Origin of the sequence: Rhizobium sp. NFR07 (genome assembly GCF_900111905.1) — a bacterium.
GTDB lineage: Bacteria > Pseudomonadota > Alphaproteobacteria > Rhizobiales > Rhizobiaceae > Neorhizobium.
In genome coordinates this window covers 17,785-33,281 of sequence record NZ_FOKM01000011.1, presented here as the reverse complement: position 1 = coordinate 33,281, position 15,497 = coordinate 17,785, and the positions used below count along the sequence as shown (strand labels likewise).

16 protein-coding genes are annotated in these 15,497 nt (G+C 61.2%); 10 read left to right on the top strand and 6 right to left on the bottom strand.

Annotated features, from left to right (window positions below; all coding sequences use genetic code 11):
- Positions 1 to 7: 7 nt before the first annotated feature.
- The 3 genes from BM216_RS21565 to BM216_RS21555 all read right to left on the bottom strand — a co-directional run bounded on the left by BM216_RS21565 (position 8) and on the right by BM216_RS21555 (position 4,055).
- Complete coding sequence (locus tag BM216_RS21565; RefSeq protein WP_093001449.1) at positions 8 to 1,177, bottom strand: alpha-D-ribose 1-methylphosphonate 5-triphosphate diphosphatase; 1,170 nt, start codon at positions 1,175 to 1,177, stop codon at positions 8 to 10.
- A gap of 113 nt (positions 1,178 to 1,290) precedes the next feature.
- On the bottom strand, positions 1,291 to 1,884 hold the full coding sequence (locus BM216_RS21560; protein WP_093001284.1) for an NUDIX domain-containing protein: 594 nt from the start codon (positions 1,882 to 1,884) through the stop codon (positions 1,291 to 1,293).
- Positions 1,881 to 4,055, bottom strand: a complete 2,175-nt coding sequence (locus BM216_RS21555; RefSeq protein WP_093001283.1) for a molybdopterin-containing oxidoreductase family protein — start codon at positions 4,053 to 4,055, stop codon at positions 1,881 to 1,883. Before BM216_RS21555 ends, BM216_RS21560 begins: the two co-directional genes overlap by 4 nt.
- 83 nt (positions 4,056 to 4,138) lie before the next feature.
- On the opposite strand from BM216_RS21555, the gene BM216_RS21550 reads away from it, so the two are divergent.
- A complete protein-coding gene (locus BM216_RS21550) occupies positions 4,139 to 4,987 on the top strand; it encodes a 23S rRNA (adenine(2030)-N(6))-methyltransferase RlmJ (RefSeq protein ID WP_093001282.1) in 849 nt (282 codons plus the stop codon).
- 6 nt (positions 4,988 to 4,993) lie between these two features.
- On the opposite strand, the gene BM216_RS21545 is transcribed toward BM216_RS21550, so the two are convergent.
- Positions 4,994 to 5,959, bottom strand: coding sequence for a lysylphosphatidylglycerol synthase domain-containing protein (locus BM216_RS21545; RefSeq protein ID WP_093001281.1), 966 nt, complete (start codon positions 5,957 to 5,959; stop codon positions 4,994 to 4,996).
- 134 nt (positions 5,960 to 6,093) lie between these two features.
- Here BM216_RS21545 and BM216_RS21540 point away from each other — a divergent pair, with 134 nt between their 5' ends.
- The 3 genes from BM216_RS21540 to BM216_RS21530 all read left to right on the top strand — a co-directional run bounded on the left by BM216_RS21540 (position 6,094) and on the right by BM216_RS21530 (position 8,544).
- Positions 6,094 to 6,777, top strand: a complete 684-nt coding sequence (locus BM216_RS21540; RefSeq protein ID WP_093001280.1) for a ribonuclease T2 family protein — start codon at positions 6,094 to 6,096, stop codon at positions 6,775 to 6,777.
- Between the two features lie 19 nt (positions 6,778 to 6,796).
- Positions 6,797 to 7,393, top strand: coding sequence for a glutathione S-transferase (locus BM216_RS21535; RefSeq protein WP_093001279.1), 597 nt, complete (start codon positions 6,797 to 6,799; stop codon positions 7,391 to 7,393).
- Positions 7,394 to 7,554: 161 nt separating this feature from the next.
- Positions 7,555 to 8,544, top strand: coding sequence for a Bug family tripartite tricarboxylate transporter substrate binding protein (locus tag BM216_RS21530; RefSeq protein ID WP_093001278.1), 990 nt, complete (start codon positions 7,555 to 7,557; stop codon positions 8,542 to 8,544).
- 74 nt (positions 8,545 to 8,618) lie between these two features.
- On the opposite strand, the gene BM216_RS21525 is transcribed toward BM216_RS21530, so the two are convergent.
- Positions 8,619 to 9,260 carry an outer membrane protein gene (locus tag BM216_RS21525; protein WP_093001277.1) on the bottom strand — a complete coding sequence of 214 codons (642 nt, stop codon included), beginning with the start codon at positions 9,258 to 9,260 and terminating at the stop codon, positions 8,619 to 8,621.
- A gap of 618 nt (positions 9,261 to 9,878) precedes the next feature.
- On the opposite strand from BM216_RS21525, the gene uvrC reads away from it, so the two are divergent.
- The 4 genes from uvrC (at position 9,879) to BM216_RS21505 (ending at position 13,482) form a co-directional block, all read left to right on the top strand.
- Positions 9,879 to 11,942 (top strand): excinuclease ABC subunit UvrC, encoded by a 2,064-nt coding sequence (gene uvrC / locus BM216_RS21520; RefSeq protein ID WP_093001276.1) that lies wholly within the window; start codon positions 9,879 to 9,881, stop codon positions 11,940 to 11,942.
- A 111-nt stretch (positions 11,943 to 12,053) separates the two neighbouring features.
- Positions 12,054 to 12,641 carry a CDP-diacylglycerol--glycerol-3-phosphate 3-phosphatidyltransferase gene (gene pgsA, locus BM216_RS21515; RefSeq protein ID WP_093001275.1) on the top strand — a complete coding sequence of 196 codons (588 nt, stop codon included), beginning with the start codon at positions 12,054 to 12,056 and terminating at the stop codon, positions 12,639 to 12,641.
- Positions 12,638 to 12,895, top strand: a complete 258-nt coding sequence (gene moaD, locus BM216_RS21510; RefSeq protein WP_093001274.1) for a molybdopterin converting factor subunit 1 — start codon at positions 12,638 to 12,640, stop codon at positions 12,893 to 12,895. The genes pgsA and moaD overlap by 4 nt, the downstream gene beginning before the upstream one ends.
- Positions 12,896 to 13,017: 122 nt before the next feature.
- Positions 13,018 to 13,482, top strand: coding sequence for a molybdenum cofactor biosynthesis protein MoaE (locus BM216_RS21505; RefSeq protein ID WP_093001273.1), 465 nt, complete (start codon positions 13,018 to 13,020; stop codon positions 13,480 to 13,482).
- A gap of 6 nt (positions 13,483 to 13,488) precedes the next feature.
- Here the strand turns inward: BM216_RS21505 and BM216_RS21500 are convergent, their stop codons facing one another.
- Positions 13,489 to 14,385 carry a branched-chain amino acid ABC transporter permease gene (locus tag BM216_RS21500; RefSeq protein WP_093001272.1) on the bottom strand — a complete coding sequence of 299 codons (897 nt, stop codon included), beginning with the start codon at positions 14,383 to 14,385 and terminating at the stop codon, positions 13,489 to 13,491.
- A gap of 61 nt (positions 14,386 to 14,446) precedes the next feature.
- On the opposite strand from BM216_RS21500, the gene BM216_RS21495 reads away from it, so the two are divergent.
- Positions 14,447 to 14,992, top strand: a complete 546-nt coding sequence (locus BM216_RS21495) for a CGNR zinc finger domain-containing protein (RefSeq protein ID WP_093001271.1) — start codon at positions 14,447 to 14,449, stop codon at positions 14,990 to 14,992.
- A complete protein-coding gene (locus tag BM216_RS21490; protein WP_093001448.1) occupies positions 14,992 to 15,495 on the top strand; it encodes a hypothetical protein in 504 nt (167 codons plus the stop codon). The genes BM216_RS21495 and BM216_RS21490 overlap by 1 nt, the downstream gene beginning before the upstream one ends.
- Positions 15,496 to 15,497 lie beyond the last annotated feature (2 nt).

The window sequence follows — 15,497 nt, the reverse complement described above, 5'->3', positions numbered from 1 at the left end:
CCCGGCCTTAAGCAGCCATGGCCCGAAGCGGATGCAGCGTGCCGTCGCTGTAGACGAAACGGCCGTCGCGGAAGGTGGCGCGGATGCGATGGACATCACCGGGTTCGATGACGACGAGGTCGGCGCGCTGGCCGATCCCGATCGCGCCGCGATCCATCATGCCGGCCGAGCGCGCAGCGTTCGACGTCGCCATTGCGACCGCCGCCGGCAGGCCGCCGGGCACGACCTCTGCCAACTTGAATAGTGCCGGCACAAAGGCGGCCGGGTGATAGTCGGCGGCGATCGTCGTCAGCAGGCCGGCGCGGGCGGCATCGAGTGCACTCAGATTGCCCGACATCGATCCTCCGCGCAGCGCGTTCGGTGCACCCATCAGCGTCGTGAGACCGCGGCGGACGGCCTCATCGGCCGCCGCCATCGTCACCGGAAACTCGCTGATCGTGACGCCGAGTTCCTGCATCTCGATAACCTTCTCGATGCTGTCATCGTCATGGGAGGCGAGCGAGAGGCCGTGCTTTTGCGACAGCGCGACGATCTCTTTTAGCCGCGTCTCGATATCCGGGTTCTTGCGCATTTCGATGCGCTTGGCGATCATTTCCTGCGCCGTCTCGACAGAGATCGAGCGGCGCTCGGACATGCTGAGCACATAGGCTTCGATATTGTTATACTGGCCCTGCCCCGGCGTATGGTCGGTCAGCGAGACCATGTCGATCTCGCCGGCTTCCAGCAACCGTTCCAGCGTCCCCGACGCGCCGACATTGGTGATCTCGTAGCGGGCATGGACGCGGTGATCGATCAGCAGGCTGTCGCGCAGGCGGTTGATGCCCTCGATCACCGCCGAGGTCGTCTCCAGCGAGCGCACATGGCCGTAGACGCTTTCGGTCGCGAATGACACGGCAGCGTAGGCGGTGGTCACGCCGTGGGCAGCAAGCTTCTTGTCGAGTTCGTGGATGCCGAAGTCGATCGGCATGTCGGCATTCGGCCGTGGCGCGATCTCACGCTCGATCATGTCGCCATGCAGGTCGACGAAGCCGGGCATCAGCAACCGCCCCTCGCCGTCGATCACGGCAGCGGCGACCGGCTCGTCACGGATCTCGGCGATAACGCCGTCCTCGATCCTGACGGACCCGCTTTCGATCACCTGGTCCGGCAGAACGAGGTTAAAATTGCCGAGCCACATGATCTTCTCCTTGGTGCTTGTCTCAATTCCGAACGGCTGCCGATAGGCGGGTTTCGTGACAATCATGTGAAAGCCGCTGTGCATGCCTTCACAGTGATGCCGCGCCGCGCCCTTCAGCTGCCAAGGCTGGCGCGATTGTTCGCGGCCCATTGCAGCAACATGATGGTCTTGGCGTCGATGATTTCGCCGCTGTCGATCATCGCGATCGCATCGTCCAAAGGCGCTTCCAAGACCACGATATCCTCATGCTCCTCGGCCAGGCCACCGCCCTCGTTCACGCGGTCGGAAAGGTCGATCGAGGCATGGAAGAAATGCACGATCTCCGTCACCGAACCGGGCGACATCATCGCCTTGAACAAGAAATGCGCATCCTTGATGCGGTAGCCCGTCTCCTCGGCCGCCTCGCGGCGGATCGCCTCTTCGGGATGGTCGCCGTCGAGAAGCCCTGCAGGGACCTCGATCATGAAGGATGGCTCGCCGATCAGATGGGCAGGCAGTCGAAACTGCGTCACCAGCACCACGACGTCCCGCTTCGGGTCGTGCAGAAGAATACACGCAGCCGGTGTGCGGTGAAAGATCTCGCGCTTCACCCGGTGCGTCGCGCCCTTGCGATCGGTGTAGTCGAGTTCGTATTCCGACAGCCGCGTCCAGCCCTCCGACAGCGTCTTCTCGCTGACGATCTTCACCCGGTCATTGCTGTCGGTCATGCGGCATCCCTGGAGGCGTCAAATGAAGCTTCCTTGCGGAGCCATACCTTGTTGTCGTGGACGGCGGCACCGCCGAAGGGCGCCACCGGATCGGCGCCGGTCAAGACGTTGATCCCCTCCCCGTCGAGATGCGCATCGTTCGGCCAGAGACCCTCGGCGATCAGGACGCCGGGCTTCGCGCCCGGCACCACTTTCGCATGCAGGCGGATCTCGCCGCGGCGGTTGCCGAGGCGGACGATGTCGCCGTCAACGACGCCGAGACGTTCGGCATCGGAGGGCTCGATCATCACTTCCGGGCGGCCTTCCTTCTGCACCGAGCTCTTCGTCTCGGCGAAGCTCGAATTGAGGAAGCTGCGCGATGGCGAGGTAGCGAGACGGAAGGGATGGTCGGCATCCGCCGTCTCGATCACTGCCACATGGTCGGGGAAGCGTGGAAGTTCGGCATGGGGACCGAGGGGGCCGACGCTTGCCGGCGTACGATCCGGCGACGGGCCGTTCACCCAGTCAGGCGTGAAACGAAATTTGCCGTCCGGATAACCGAAGCCCTTGATGTAATGGGCGGTATCGAAATCCGGCTGCGCATCGATCCACTTATTGGCCTTGAGATCGTCGTAGCTGCCCCAGCCGCTGTCGCTCAGGATACGGTCGATATGGGTTCGCTCGTCATGGCCGAATCCTGCGAAATGATCGATGCCGAGACGCTTGGCCAGTTCCTCGATGACGAAGAGATTGGTGCGCACGGTCGATGGCGGTTCCACCAGTTTCGGCCCGAGCAGGATGTGCTGCTGGCCGCCGGCGCGGTAGAGATCGTCGTGTTCGAGGAACATGGTCGCCGGCAGGACGATATCAGCGACCTTGGCCGTATCGGTCATGAACTGCTCGTGGACCGCGACGAACAGGTCGTCGCGCAGGAAACCCTCGCGAACCAGGCGTTGTTCCGGCGCGATGTTCATAGGATTGGTGTTCTGGATGAGCATGGCCGTCACAGGCCCGCGATGGCGCAGCGCCTCGGCGTCACCGGACAGCACGCGGCCGATCTGAGACTGGTCGAGCATGCGGATCTCCGGATCCATATAGGCCGTGCCCATCAACTCGGCCTTGTTCAGCCGGAAAATCTCGCCGTTGTTGTGGAAGGCACCGCCGCCTTCGTATTGCCAGGAGCCGAGAACGGTCGCGACGGAAAGCGCCGCATGCATCGCCGCCGTACCGTTACGCTGACGGGAAAAGCCGTAACCGAGGCGGAAGAAGGTCTTCTTCGTCGTGCCGACGAGTTTTGCGAACGCCTCGATCTCCTCGACCGAAAGTCCGGTGATGGCGGACGCCCATTCCGGAGTACGGGAAGCCAGATGCACTTCGAGACCGGCCGGATCATCGGCATATTTCGCCATGTAGTCGCGATCGGCATAACCGTCGCGGAAGGCGATGTGCATGACGGCGCAGGCAAGTGCCGCATCGGTACCGGGGCGCAGGACGATCTTCATATCGGCTTGCTTCATCGTCGGGTTGTCGTAGATGTCGATGACGACGATCTTCGCGCCACGTTCCTTGCGGGCCTTGACCGCATGGGTCATGACATTGACCTGGGTGGCGACCGCATTGGTGCCCCAGATAACGACGCAATCGGACTTGGCCATCTCGCGCGGATCGGGGCCGCGCAGGGCGCCCGTGCCCATCACATAGCCGGTCCAGGCCATGTTGGTGCAGATCGTGCCCATGAAGCCGGAATATTTCTTGGCATGGCGCAGCCGCTCGATCGAGTCGCGCTGTACCTGCCCCATCGTGCCGGCATAGAAATAGGGCCAGACGGCTTCCGATCCATGCTTGGCTTCCGCCTTGACGAAGGCATCGGCGATCTCATCGAGAGCCGCCTCCCAAGAGACTTCCTGCCAGCTCCCCTCACCCTTGGCGCCCATGCGGCGCTGCGGCACCATAAGGCGGCCGGGATGGTAGATACGTTCGGAATAACGCGCGACCTTCGCGCAGATGACGCCCGCCGTATAGCTATTGTCGGACGAGCCGCGGACACGGCCGATCCTGCCGTCCTCGGTCAGGTCGACATCCAGCGCGCAGGCGCTCGGACAGTCGTGCGGACAGACGGTGTGGCCGACGGAATTGTGGCCGGGCTTGGCTCCAGATTTGGCGAGGGCGGTGATCGGGGTCGCAATGTTCATGACTTTTGTATATGCCAAGCGCAGCCCCGCAAAAAGTGAGATTTGCGGCGCATCAATTTTATTCAAGCAAGACAGAAGCAGCGATGAACTACCGGCATATCTACCACGCGGGCAATTTTGCCGATGTCCTTAAACACGCCGTTCTCTCGCGGCTCGTCCGCTATTCGCAGAACAAGGACAAGGCGTTCCGCGTGCTCGATACCCATGCCGGCATCGGGCTTTACGATCTCTCCTCCGAAGAAGCTCAGAAGACCGGGGAATGGGTCGACGGCATCGGCCGCCTGATGGAGGCGGAACTGCCGGCCAATGTTGCGGAGATCCTGGAACCTTATCTGACGGCCATCAGGGGTTTGAACCCCAAGGGCGGCATCAAGCTCTATCCCGGTTCGCCGAAGCTCGCCCGCATGCTTTTCCGGCCGCAGGACCGGCTTTCGGCGATGGAACTTCACCCGGAAGATTTCAACCGGCTGCACAATCTGTTCGAGGGCGATTATCAGGTTCGCGTCACCGAGCTCGACGGCTGGCTGGCGCTCGGCGCGCATCTGCCACCGAAGGAAAAACGCGGCATCGTGCTGGTCGATCCTCCCTTTGAGGAAGACGGCGAATACGATCGCCTGGTGAAGGGTCTTGCCAACGCCCATCGTCGCTTCTCGGGTGGCACGTTCTGCCTGTGGTATCCGATCAAAAAAGGCGCGCCGATCAAGGCTTTCCACGAGCAGCTTCAGGCGCTGGAAATTCCGAAAATGCTCTGCGCCGAGCTTTCGGTGAAGAGCGATCGCGATACCACGGGACTCAGCGGCACCGGCCTGATCATCGTCAATCCGCCCTTCACGCTAAAGGACGAGTTGCATGCGCTGCTGCCGGTCCTGAAGACCGTTCTCGCCCAGGACAGGTTCGCCTCGCAGCGCGCCTTCTGGCTTGCCGGCGAGTAATCGTTTTCAGACACCGTCCTCGTGGCCGCTCTGCATATCCGGCGGGTTCTCTCGCCTGAATTGCGACCGTTCGAAAAGCAGAATCACGACCAACGCTATCGCGAACGGAATGAGCAGGTAGAAAAGCCGGAAGACCAGAAGTGCGGCGATGACATCCGCCTGGTTCATGTCCGGCAGGCCCATGACGAAGACGAGTTCCAGCACGCCGAGCCCACCCGGCGCATGCGACAGCAGCGCCGCCGAGAACGAAATCAGGAATATCCCCAGCACCACCATGAAGCCCGGGTTCCCAACTTCCGGCAGCGCGAAATAGATGATGCCGGCAGCGCCGATCAGTTCAATCGGGGCGATGATCAGCTGCGGCAGCACCACCCTCGGCGCCGGGTAGACGATATTGAACGAGCCGAGCTTCAGCGGCCGAAGCTTCAAGAAGCTCGCCACGACGTAAAGCCCCACCAGCGCAAGGATGAGATAACCGGTCGCCGCGGACGCATCGACGGGCACGAGATCGCCGAAGCGCACGAGAAGCTCCGGCTCGTAGGCAAGCACGAAGCCGGCGAGAAGCAGAGTCCCGAGAATGAAGGTGAACGAGCAGATCGCGATCAGGACACCGATCTCCGCCGGTGTCAGCCCTTTGGTCGAATATGCCCGGTAGCGAACAACCGCGCCGGAGACGACCGACGCCCCGACATTATGCGACAGCGCGTAGGTGGTGAACGAGCAGACCGTAATGAAAAACCAGTCGACCTTGCGCCCAAGATGCATCAGCGCAATCCGGTCGTAGCCGGCCAGCGCAGCATAGGCCAGCAGGCTCGACGCCCCGGCCATTAGCCAGTGAGCGGGAGATATGGCTAGTAGGCTCACCGAAAGATCGTCGAGAGACAGACCACGCAATTCCTTGTAGAGAAGCCATGCTGAAAGCGCTATCGTCAGGCCGCCTACCACGGGCCACAGGTACTTCTTGAATGTCATGCAACCGTTTCGTTCTTCGCTCCTCATCCCGATCCCTGCATGCAGTGATCAGCGAGTTTCCATTCTATTCCTCAAATCATTAACTCCTCAACATTTCGAACGCTTTCGTGTTCCAATCATCGAGATTCGTGATCATGACGAAGACGCTTTCCTCCGTCCGCAAATTTCTTTTTGCCGCTGCGATGACGTCACTCGCGCTCCTTGGCGCCTTGCCCGCAGAAGCGCAGCAGCGCGACCGGGATCAGGCCGGGCAGTTCGATTTCTACGTCCTGTCGCTCTCATGGTCGCCGAGCTTCTGCTCCACGCAGAAGGGTGGTCGCAACGATCAGCAATGCGGTCTCGACAAGAGTTTTCGCTTCATCGTGCACGGGCTCTGGCCGCAATACGAAAAAGGCTATCCGGACTTCTGCCCGGTCTCGGAACCGGACCGGGTTCCCCGAGCAGTCGGGGAACCGATGTTCGACATCATGCCATCCATGGGCCTGATCGGACACCAGTGGAAGAAGCACGGCAGCTGCAGCGGGCTTAACCAGCGCGACTATTTCGCCAAGACGCGGGCCGCCTATGACGGCCTCAAGATACCCTCCGAATTCGCCGAGGGACGCCGCGAGTTGACGCTTTCGCCCGACGAGGTGGAAGAGAAGTTTCTCGCCGCTAATCCCGGCATGAGCCACAAGGGGATCTCCACCAGCTGCCGCGGCCGGCAGTTCCAGGAGGTCCGCATCTGCTACACCAAGGATCTCAAGTTTCGCGAATGCGACGAGGTCGATCGCGACAGCTGCAAGGCAAGCCGCGTCACCCTGCCTCCCGCACGCTGATTTTCAGGAAGGACATGACATGAAAGTTCTCTACTCCCCTGCTTCGCCCTATTCGGCAAAGGTGCGCATGGCGGCCCGTCATCTCGGCATCGACGTCACCGAGGTGAAGACCGATACCAATGCGGCACCGGCCGAACTCGTCGACAACAACCCGCTCGGCAAGATTCCGGTGCTGATTCGTGACGGCGAAGCGCCGATCTATGACAGCGTCGCGATCATGCATTTCCTCGACCGCAAGTCGGGCGGCAAGCTTTATCCGAAGAAGGACGAAAAGCGCACCGAGGCGGAAGTGCTGGAAGCGCTCTGCGACGGCGTGATGGATTGCCTTCTGGCGATCGTCTACGAGCGCCGCTCACGGGACGAGGCGAAGGTCCATCAGCCGTGGATCGACAAGCAGTGGGCCAAGGTCGTCAAGTCGCTGGACTATCTGGAAAAGAACCTGCCGAAGACCGGCAAGAAGCTGCATGGCGGCCATTTCGCTCTGGCCGCAATGATCAGCTATCTCGACCTGCGCTTCAACGGCCAGTGGGCCGAAGGCCGGCCCGAACTTGCCTCCTGGCCCGATACGTTCGGCAAGCGCTTTTCCCACTATGCAGAAATGAAGGCGACCGCCTGATCCAGTCCGCCCACGGCCGGTGAAGCAACGGCCGTGCGCATCACAACCTGCAGGACACTTAGACTTTCCTCCCATCCCGGCGAGCGGCTCAATCGCTTGCTCTCGACCATTCCTCCGCTACTATGAGACGAGCGGCGGGAGGCCGTGATGGAGGAAATCAGATGACGTTTACTGCGTTGACGCGGCGTGCCGCGCTTGTTCTTGCCGGCTCGGCGCTATCACTCGCCACCCTTGGCCAAACCGCTTCAGCCCAGAATTTTCCCGAACAGACGATCACGCTCGTCGTGCCGTTTGCGGCCGGCGGCTCGACCGACGTGGTCGGGCGAGTCATCGCGCAGAAGATGGGCGACATCCTCGGCCAGCAGGTCGTGGTCGAAAACGTGGCCGGCGCAGGTGGCAACCTGGGGGCCGACCGGGTCGCCCGTGCCGAAGCGGACGGTTACACGATCCTGATGGGCACCGTCGCAACCCACGCTCTCAACCCGCTGATCCTCAAGCAGAAACCCTATGATCCGGAAAAGGATTTCGCGCCGGTCTCGCTGCTCGTCGTCGTGCCCAATGTGCTGGTCGTCAACCCGAAGCTCGGGGTCAATACCGTCGCGGAGCTGATCGATCTCCTGAAGAAGGAGCCGGACAAGTACTCCTATGCATCATCGGGCAATGGCACGCCGCTGCATCTGTCCGGCGAGCTGTTCAACAGCATGGCAGGCGTCAAGATGCAGCACGTTCCCTACAAGGGTGCAGGCCCTGCCCTCAACGACCTGATCGGCAACCAGATCTCGATCATGTTCGACAACCTCCCCTCCTCGTCCAGCCATATCAAGGCCGGCACGCTAAAGGCGCTCGGTGTAACGACGAAGGCGCGCGCGCCGTCCTTCCCGGACGTGCCGACGGTCGCCGAAACCGTGCCGGGCTACGAGACCTATACTTGGAACGCGCTGTTTGCGCCCGCGGGCACGCCGCCGGAGGTCGTTGCAAAGCTGAACGAGGCAGCCAATACGGCGCTCAAGGACCCGGCCGTCATCGCCCGCATGAAGGATTTCAGCGCCACGATCGTCGGATCGACGCCGGAAGACCTCGGCAAGCATGTCACCGACGAACTCGCCAAGTGGGCGCCGGTGGTAAAGAGCGCCAATATCCAGATGGACTGAGCGCCGTGGCGCCACACACAAAAAAGCCCGCGACGCTAGCGCCGCGGGCTTCCCCAGCCTGATGAGGCTATAAATTAGAACTTCACGCCGATACCGACCTTGACGCTGTGATCGTCATAGCCCTTCGAGAAGCGGCCGGAGTCGAGGTTGTAGCTGTTCGAACCGAAATCGGTGTAGCGGTATTCGATACGAGCCGTGACGTTGTTGGTGACAAAGGCTTCCGCACCGGCACCGACCGTGTAGCCGACGGCCGTGTTGCTGTCGGAGGACGTCGCGTCCTTAAGTTCGTTGTCCTGCAGGGCGACACCAGCCGTACCATAGATCAGGAAGGGGTTCAGGTCGTAACCGACGCGACCGCGAACAGAGCCGTTCCAGCCGGCCTTGCCTTCAAGATCAGGACCGGTCGAATCCTTTTCGCCGTTATAACCGACGTCGGCTTCGATACCGTAGACCATCTTGCCGCTCTGCCAGTTGTAACCGGTATAAGCGCCACCGCCGGCCTTGTCGCCGTCATGGTCGCCGCCGCCGAAGCGACCCCAGTCATAGGCGCCGTAGGCACCAAGATAGTAGCCCTGCCAGTTGCCGACTTCCGGAGCCGATTCTTCGACCGCGACCGGAGCCTGCGGGATCTGCTCGACGGCGTCAGCGGCGTTCGCCGCGGAAAAGGCCGTGAAGGTGGCAGCCGAGGCCATCAGAGTTGCGACGAGGATACGCATACATTTTTCTCCTTTTACTGCTGCCGGGAGGCGTCACATCAACATCGTTGGTGACAGCTTTGTTCCCTGCTGGCTGAGGAGAATTTGGATGGCAAATGAGGAATTGAGAAAGCCGAAATGTGAATTGATTGCGGCAGATGAACGGCTAAAATTCGACGTTGCTTTGCCGCAACATGTATTCCGTTAACAATAACAAAATAATAATTCAGAAATTAACGCATTTACATTTATTACTTATTTCTTACCCGACCAGAATAACCAAGTCAATGTCACCAACACAGCGCGAAAGACTCTTCGCCGCCGACCAAAATCCATTTACTGCGCAAGTTTAGAGCAGACGCAGATATCGCGGATGATAATTGTTTACGCCCCAAATCACCTGTTTGCCGCGTCGTTATGCGGGTCACGTCGCCGTGACCATCCGAATGCTGCCTCATTTCCCCGTGCACTGCTTCAGGTGTCAGGCCGCGCGGGGCGCTTCCAAAGCACGCATCCGGACACTATCTGTGACGACAAGCAATCCGCATCGATTCGAGCCCGGCGACACGCAGCGATCTGCCGCCAGCCCGCATCGGCAATTCGGGCCCGGCGCCCCAAGCGCCCGGGCGGAGACATGGCATGAATGACAAAAAGCTGCCGGACGGCGGCGTTCTGTATGACGAGACCGATGACGACGAGGATGACGTCCTGGCGCCGGAGACGGTTGCCGACGTCATAACCGCGTCGATCGACTGGAACGAAGCGCTTAAAAACGAGAGCGGCCTGAAGGGCGCCGACCTGATTGCCGAGTTCGTCAAGAACCTGCCGAATGCACCGGGTGTCTATCGCATGTTCAACGAGGCCGGCGACGTCATGTATGTCGGCAAGGCCCGCAGCCTGAAGAAGCGCGTCGGCAATTATGCACAGGGGCGACTGCATTCGAACCGCCTCACCCGCATGGTGCGCGAAACCACGCATATGGAATTCGTCACGACGCGGACGGAAACCGAGGCCCTGCTGCTCGAAGCGAACCTGATCAAGCGATTGCGTCCGCGCTTCAACGTCCTGCTGCGCGACGACAAGTCCTTTCCCTACATCACAATCACCGGCGACCACCGGGCACCGGCGATCTTCAAGCACCGCGGCGCGCGTGCCCGCAAGGGCGACTATTTCGGCCCCTTCGCCTCGGCGGCGGCAGTCGGTCGCACGATCAACTCGCTGCAGCGCGCCTTCCTGCTGCGTACCTGCACCGACAGCGTGTTCGAGACACGCACCCGCCCCTGTCTTCTCTACCAGATCAAGCGCTGTTCCGGCCCCTGCACCCATGAGATCAGCGATGTCGGCTATGCGGATCTGGTGCAGGAGGCGAAGGACTTTCTGTCCGGCAAGAGCCAGAAGGTGAAATCGGCCATCGCCGGCCAGATGCAGGAGGCGTCGGAAGATCTCGATTTCGAACGCGCCGCGATCTATCGTGATCGTCTGGCGGCGCTTTCGCACGTCCAGAGCCACCAGGGCATCAACCCCGCTGGCGTCGAGGAAGCGGATGTTTTCGCCATCCATCACGAGGGTGGCCTCTCCTGCATCCAGGTCTTTTTCTTCCGCACCGGCCAGAACTGGGGCAACCGCGCCTATTTCCCTAAGGCCGATCCACAGATGTCCGGCGCCGAGATTCTCGACGCGTTTCTGGCGCAGTTCTATGACGACAAGCCGGTGCCGAAGCAGATCCTCCTGTCGGAGACCGTCGAGGAACAGGAACTCCTGTCGCTCGCACTGTCCGAAAAGGCCGGCCAAAAGGTCACTATATCGGTGCCCCAGCGCGGCGAGAAGCGCGATCTCGTCGATCATGTTCTCGCCAATGCCCGCGAGGCGCACGGCCGCAAGCTGGCGGAAACCTCGTCGCAGGCGCGCCTGCTGAAAGGCCTGGCGGAAACCTTCACCCTCCCCTATGTGCCGCGGCGGATCGAGATTTACGACAACTCGCATATCATGGGCACGAATGCGGTCGGTGGCATGGTCGTCGCCGGGCCTGAAGGTTTCGTCAAGGGCCAGTATCGCAAGTTCAACATCAAATCGACCGACATCACTCCGGGTGACGACTTCGGGATGATGAAGGAAGTGATGACGAGGCGTTTTTCGCGGCTGATCAAGGAGGAAGGCATTCCCGACCGCAGCATATCGGCAGCGGCAACAGCGGCGGACACCGAGACAGCCAGCGACGATATCAACGATGCTGCCTTCCCCGCATGGCCGGACGTGATCCTGATCGACGGCGGACAGGGGCAGATGACGGCCGTTCGCGCAATCCTCGACGAACTCGGCATACGCGACGTGGTCACCGCCATCGGCGTCGCCAAGGGCGTCGATCGCGATGCCGGCCGCGAGCGCTTCTTCGCCGATGGAAAGAGCGATTTCTCGCTGCCGCCGCGCGATCCGGTTCTCTATTTCATCCAGCGCATGCGCGATGAGGCGCACCGGTTCGCCATCGGCTCGCATCGGGCGCGGCGCAAGAAGGAGATGATCAAGAACCCGCTGGACGAGATCTCCGGCATCGGTCCGGGCCGCAAGCGCAAGCTCCTGCAGCACTTCGGTACCGCCAAGGCGGTCTCACGCGCGGGCCTCAACGATCTGATGGCGGTCGAAGGTATTTCCGAGGCTGTGGCGAAGCAGGTCTACAATCATTTTCATGAGACGCGGGCGAATTGACGGCGCGCCCCGTACTAACTAACGCAATCGTCTGTAAAAAAGCCGCGAAACCCTGTTGACGCTTCGGCTTGGAAACATCAACTAGGGACAAACCGTTAGCACAGGTCCGACATGGCTTCCCGCGCATACAATATCCCTAACCTTCTGACCTATGCGCGCATCTTTGCCGTGCCGGTCATCGTGCTTTGCTTCTTTGTCGAAGGGAAGCTCGAAAGCTCGGACTTTGCCCGCTGGGCCGGATTCTGGATCTTCGTGGTCGCCTCGATAACCGATTATCTCGACGGATACCTCGCCCGCATCTGGAACCAGACGTCGAATATCGGCCGCATGCTCGATCCGATCGCCGACAAGCTGCTGGTTGCAGCGGTGCTTCTGCTGCTGGCTGCCGACCAGACAATCGCAGGCTGGTCGTTATGGGCCGCAATCACCATTCTCTGCCGTGAGATCCTCGTCTCTGGCCTGCGCGAATATCTTGCGGCGCTCAAGGTTTCGGTTCCGGTCACGCGCGTCGCCAAGTGGAAAACGACGATCCAGATGGTGTCGATTGCGTTTCTTCTGGCCGGTCCCGCGGGCGACAAGATCGTGCCCTACACCACGGAAATGGGCATTGCGCTTCTGTGGATCGCGGCAATCCTGACCTTCTACACCGGCTACGACTATTTTCGCGCCGGCGTGAAGCATCTGGTGGATGAAGAATGAAGACTAATCTCGTTTATTTCGCCTGGGTGCGCGAGCGCATCGGCAAGCCGGAAGAGGAAATCGAGCTTCCCGCCGACGTTGTTACCGTTCGCGATCTGCTTTCCCACCTCAAGGGCCTGGGCGAGGAATACGAGAACGCGCTTCAATATCCCGACGTGATCCGGGTTGCGATCAACCAGGAGCATGTCGAGCATTCCGAGAAGATCGCCGGGGCGCGCGAAATCGGCATTTTCCCGCCGATGACGGGTGGGTGAGGAACGATCCGGTAAAGCCGGAGAAATCGATCCAGTGAATCGATTTCAGTGACGAACGCCCTGAGCAGAGCGAAGGGCCGGGATACGGTCCGGTAAATCCGGCCCTTATTCGGAGAGTATAGATGACCGAAATCACTCCCATCATCCGCGTTCAGGCGCATGACTTCGACCTGCAGAGCGAGCTCGATGCGCTGACTGCCGGCCGCACCGATATCGGCGCGATCGTGTCCTTCGTCGGCCTGTGCCGCGGCGAACAGGGCAAGCTTTCGGCTTTGGAGCTGGAGCATTATCCGGGCATGGCCGAGACAGAGATGCGCCGCATCGCAGATCTCGCCATCGAGCGTTTCTCGCTTCTTGGTGCAACCGCCATCCACCGTTACGGCAAGATCGAACCGGGCCAGAACATCGTGCTGGTGATCGCCACCGCACCGCACCGGCAGGCCGCCTTCGACGGCGCCAACTTCATCATGGATTTCCTCAAAACCTCGGCTCCCTTCTGGAAGAAGGAACATGCGGTGGACGGCACCGCGGGGGACTGGATAGAGGCCAAGGGCACCGACGATACCGCTCGCGACAAGTGGGCTTAGCGCGGTTCAGGGCAGCACCCGCTTCCGCCGGCTGAGAACCAGCACAAAGACGAGTGTCGAGACCACGGCGAAATCGCGCCAGAGGATCGGGCCATAGCCGCTCCACAAGGTTTCGCCCAATCCCACCACTGCCGCGCCAAGCGCCGAACGCAGGGGATGGGAATGGCCGCCTGCCGCCGCGATCAGAACGACTTTCAGGCCAAAGAGCAGGCCGGCGCCGAAATCCATCGTGCCGTAATAGGAGGTGGCAAGCACGCCGGAGAGCGAGGCGTAGAAGGCCGCCGCCGAATAGGCAAGCACGAAGACCCGGTGGGAATTCACGCCGAGCAGTTCGGCGGCGAACGGATCATCGGCCACTGCCCGCCAGATGCGTCCGGCGCGATGCCGCGACAAGATGAGATGACCGAGCGCGACTGCGGCCAGCATGATCGCCGCATTGGCAAGCTGGATCACCGTCAGCGTCACCCCACCCCCCTGCCCTAGCGATAGAGAGACGGGCTGGTTGAGAAATGGCGACAACCAGAGCTCCCGACTGCCGGAGGCCAGCCGTGCGCCCTCCATCAACACGAGCAGGATACCGAGCGTTGCAACGATCAGCGCATTCGCGGATGCGCGCACGAGCCGCAGCAGGACGTAACGGCTGACGATGGCGCCGGTCATAAGACCGCCGCCCAAGGCCAGAATGGCTCCGAGCGAGATCGCGGCCGGCAGCACGAGCCGCAGGCTCTCCCAACCGAAATGGGCGCCAAGAAGATGAAGATGTCCGGCGAAAACAAAGATGGCGCCATAGGTGATATCGGCCCGCCGGGTGACTGCGAATGCAATGGCATAACCAAACGCCAGCGCGGCATAGAGTGACGCGATCGGTACGGTATTCGCGAGTTGCTGCAGCAGATAAGCCATGCATCCTCCAGGCGTCGTCAATATAACTGGCAAAAGACATTTTACCAGTTATATTGGATCCATGAGCTTTGCCTGGACACAGCATCGTTTCGCCGGTGGCGCACTGGCGCTCGATGTCGCCAATAGCGTGATCCTACGCTTCGATCCGTCGCGCAGCGTGGATCGTTTCGCCGATCCCGTACAACTGGAAGCCTTTCCTGCTGCGGCGTCAGCGTTCTCGGCCGAGCGAGCGCTGTTTGGCGATCTGGCGCCGTCGAAGCCAAGCGACCAATCTCGCTTCATTGACCTTCGGGAGGCAATTGACCGCTATTTTCGTGCACGTGTTCTTGGTCGGGCGAATGGCGGAATGCTGGCCGATCTGCTTGAGGCGATCGCCGCTCTGCTGCGGCGGTCGGACGCTGCATCGCTGGAGGCGGCTACCGCCCACTCGGCGCTGCGCCTGCTCGATGCCAGCGCGATCGAACGGCTCAAGATCTGCGGCCATTGCGGCTGGCTGTTCGTCGACAGAAGCAAGAACCGCAGCCGGGCCTGGTGCGACATGGCCGTCTGCGGCAACCGGGAGAAGGCCAAGCGCTTCCAAGACCGGCGAAAGGAACGGGCGCTATGATGATCCGTGCCGTGTTCGCCATCACTCTGGTTTCAATCCTGCTTCCCGGCTGCCAGCGGGAAACCGACGGAAAGCTCGTCGAACTTACCGGGCGGATCTTCGTCTTCAACTATCGCGTTGCCACAGCCAAGTACCTCGTCACCCTGCGCAAGCTTGGCCCTCTGCCGGAAGGCAGCACTGCAGTCGCGGAATTCGAGAACCCGAAGGGTGGCGAAACACTGACGACGGGGGAAAAAATCTTTGCCGTGGACGAGAGGATTGCGATCCAGAGTCCGCATGTTCAATGCGTGCGCAAGGGCCATCCCTATGCCGTGACGATCCGCATTCTCGATACCTCGGGCGAGGTGCTGCAGGAGATTGAGACCAGCATTACCTCCGACGTGGACCAGACCGTCCTGCCGACAAAGCCGCTGGTCATCGGGCCGGGCTACGAGGCGAACCCGGAGGTCTTCGGCACAGGAGGCGCTGCGGATTACGGAAAGGCCGAAGCCTGCCCGACGTGACG

What these genes read in the sequence shown, in the direction of transcription:
- BM216_RS21565 (WP_093001449.1), bottom strand. Translation starts at nt 1,177, where the DNA reads ATGTGGCTCGGCAATTTTAACCTCGTTCTGCCGGACCAGGTGATCGAA.
- BM216_RS21560 (WP_093001284.1), bottom strand. Translation starts at nt 1,884, where the DNA reads ATGACCGACAGCAATGACCGGGTGAAGATCGTCAGCGAGAAGACGCTG.
- BM216_RS21555 (WP_093001283.1), bottom strand. Translation starts at nt 4,055, where the DNA reads ATGAACATTGCGACCCCGATCACCGCCCTCGCCAAATCTGGAGCCAAG.
- BM216_RS21550 (WP_093001282.1), top strand. Translation starts at nt 4,139, where the DNA reads ATGAACTACCGGCATATCTACCACGCGGGCAATTTTGCCGATGTCCTT.
- BM216_RS21545 (WP_093001281.1), bottom strand. Translation starts at nt 5,959, where the DNA reads ATGACATTCAAGAAGTACCTGTGGCCCGTGGTAGGCGGCCTGACGATA.
- BM216_RS21540 (WP_093001280.1), top strand. Translation starts at nt 6,094, where the DNA reads ATGACGAAGACGCTTTCCTCCGTCCGCAAATTTCTTTTTGCCGCTGCG.
- BM216_RS21535 (WP_093001279.1), top strand. Translation starts at nt 6,797, where the DNA reads ATGAAAGTTCTCTACTCCCCTGCTTCGCCCTATTCGGCAAAGGTGCGC.
- BM216_RS21530 (WP_093001278.1), top strand. Translation starts at nt 7,555, where the DNA reads ATGACGTTTACTGCGTTGACGCGGCGTGCCGCGCTTGTTCTTGCCGGC.
- BM216_RS21525 (WP_093001277.1), bottom strand. Translation starts at nt 9,260, where the DNA reads ATGCGTATCCTCGTCGCAACTCTGATGGCCTCGGCTGCCACCTTCACG.
- uvrC (WP_093001276.1), top strand. Translation starts at nt 9,879, where the DNA reads ATGAATGACAAAAAGCTGCCGGACGGCGGCGTTCTGTATGACGAGACC.
- pgsA (WP_093001275.1), top strand. Translation starts at nt 12,054, where the DNA reads ATGGCTTCCCGCGCATACAATATCCCTAACCTTCTGACCTATGCGCGC.
- moaD (WP_093001274.1), top strand. Translation starts at nt 12,638, where the DNA reads ATGAAGACTAATCTCGTTTATTTCGCCTGGGTGCGCGAGCGCATCGGC.
- BM216_RS21505 (WP_093001273.1), top strand. Translation starts at nt 13,018, where the DNA reads ATGACCGAAATCACTCCCATCATCCGCGTTCAGGCGCATGACTTCGAC.
- BM216_RS21500 (WP_093001272.1), bottom strand. Translation starts at nt 14,385, where the DNA reads ATGGCTTATCTGCTGCAGCAACTCGCGAATACCGTACCGATCGCGTCA.
- BM216_RS21495 (WP_093001271.1), top strand. Translation starts at nt 14,447, where the DNA reads ATGAGCTTTGCCTGGACACAGCATCGTTTCGCCGGTGGCGCACTGGCG.
- BM216_RS21490 (WP_093001448.1), top strand. Translation starts at nt 14,992, where the DNA reads ATGATCCGTGCCGTGTTCGCCATCACTCTGGTTTCAATCCTGCTTCCC.